The 1,707-nt window shown below is 39.7% G+C and carries 1 protein-coding gene; it reads right to left on the bottom strand.

Annotated elements, in window-relative coordinates:
* Positions 1-398: 398 nt before the first annotated feature.
* Positions 399-794 (bottom strand): DUF2391 family protein, encoded by a 396-nt coding sequence (locus AB6D58_RS24345; protein ID WP_017060180.1) that lies wholly within the window; start codon positions 792-794, stop codon positions 399-401.
* Positions 795-1,707 lie beyond the last annotated feature (913 nt).

A 1,707-nucleotide genomic window follows, 5' to 3' on the forward strand; every position in this document is an offset into this window, starting at 1 on the left:
AACGGCGGACTGTTAATCCGTATGTCGCAAGTTCAAGTCTTGCAAGGGGAGCCAATTAAAAGAAGCCGCATCATTGATGCGGCTTTTTTGCATCTAAAGATCCTAACTTATTAATACAACTACCCTCACCTTTCAAATACCATATTCAATTCAGAAACCAACCGTTTTTATATCCTTCCAAAGCTACAAATCTTCGCTACTTAATGCTCTTCAAAATCTCCCAACAACAAACGACACATTCACGTAAGAGTCAGTCACAGTACGTTGCTACTCATTTTATTGACTAGGAGATCGGTTGAAAAAATCAATACTAAGTTTGGAGGTAAGAAAGCTAAATAACGAATCAAGTAAGCGCTGAAAAGCTCTGTAAGACACTTCAATCCAAATTGATACACAGATTACTCTTTATCAAAACTATCCACTACAATAGCGCCCATAGAGGCTGGCATTGAAATAACAATCACTCTTTTGATCGATACGACGGGATCACTCAATAGAGGTAATTTGTCCAGGCAAGTCAGTACCAGAGCAACGACCAATGCCGTCATAACATAAGCAATCACTATTCTGAAAATAAACACCGGCAACCGAGCAACAACATCTTTTTGAAAGACACTCTCATACGTATAGAAGCCTAAGAACACCGCAGACAGTAAAAATAGCAGCAATAGATTAGCGGTAGGTAAAGTCTCCCCTAACTTCCAAGCCTCTTCAGAAAAAGAAATCGGCACGGCCAAGGCAAAAGATCCCACAAAGATCTGGCTCGCATCTTCAAAGTTAAAACTCAATTTCATAATTCGACCCATTAGGTTTAAGGCTTTATCTAATTCTGAAAAGAATCACAAAACTATCCGCCAATGATTTGGGGGATTTTTATTTCTACTAAGCAAACAGTAGTGACCTTCTAGCTTCATCTTAGTCGCAATAACCAAAACATAGCTTGAACTAACCAGCAAGAAATCAATATGCTCAGAGCAAAACGGTCAACACGACTGATTAATATCGAGTCAACAAACACATCAAAATCGAAGACAGAGTGGTAACCCCTAATATACCAGCACCTAGAACCAAAGAATCTAAATCCGCAGGGTGATAAACGTCACTTCACGAATACGAGGGATGCTCTATTTCTTAGCTTATATACCCCTCAGGCACCACTTGGGAACACACTTAGCGACTCTCACCTTTAAGCTGAATCTAGCCTACTTTCACCCTTTGAAGTACTTAGAACGAGTCGCTCAATACCATCGAGAGTGGTTTTAAGCTCAATGCATAACAAGAGACATTAAGTCGACTCATTATGAGCTCTAGCGTTCTTAAGAGAAGCCTCCATGATAGAGCCCTAATTACACGTATCCTATAGATTCACAGATAGAGCAGAAGTCAGATTTCGTAGCCGAAAGGCTGTTAACTAATACTGAGAGCCGCTCACTTAATAAAGGAAACATCTACAGCGCGTATGGCTCGAGTATCTGAATGCTAAACTTAAAGCTATATACGTTTGAGATCATGCTCGAGTCACCTCACAGCTGGAATCAGAAATGATGTAGTCCTAATCATGAGTTGGTTTTGGGAAAAACCTGAGCTAAGAGCTGTGGGCTGCGGGAAAATCTTTTGTGTAAGTTATTCGACTGACGTGCGAAACACTATGATTTATACCAATTAAAGTAAAAATGTGATCTAATTAAGATTGATGAATTATTGTGA

Source organism: Vibrio sp. 10N.239.312.D08 (assembly GCF_041466145.1).
In the GTDB taxonomy this organism is placed as follows: Bacteria; Pseudomonadota; Gammaproteobacteria; order Enterobacterales; family Vibrionaceae; genus Vibrio; species Vibrio crassostreae_C.

Bases quoted from the DNA above. Each gene is read 5' to 3' on its own strand.
- AB6D58_RS24345 (WP_017060180.1), bottom strand. From the start codon at position 794: ATGAAATTGAGTTTTAACTTTGAAGATGCGAGCCAGATCTTTGTGGGA.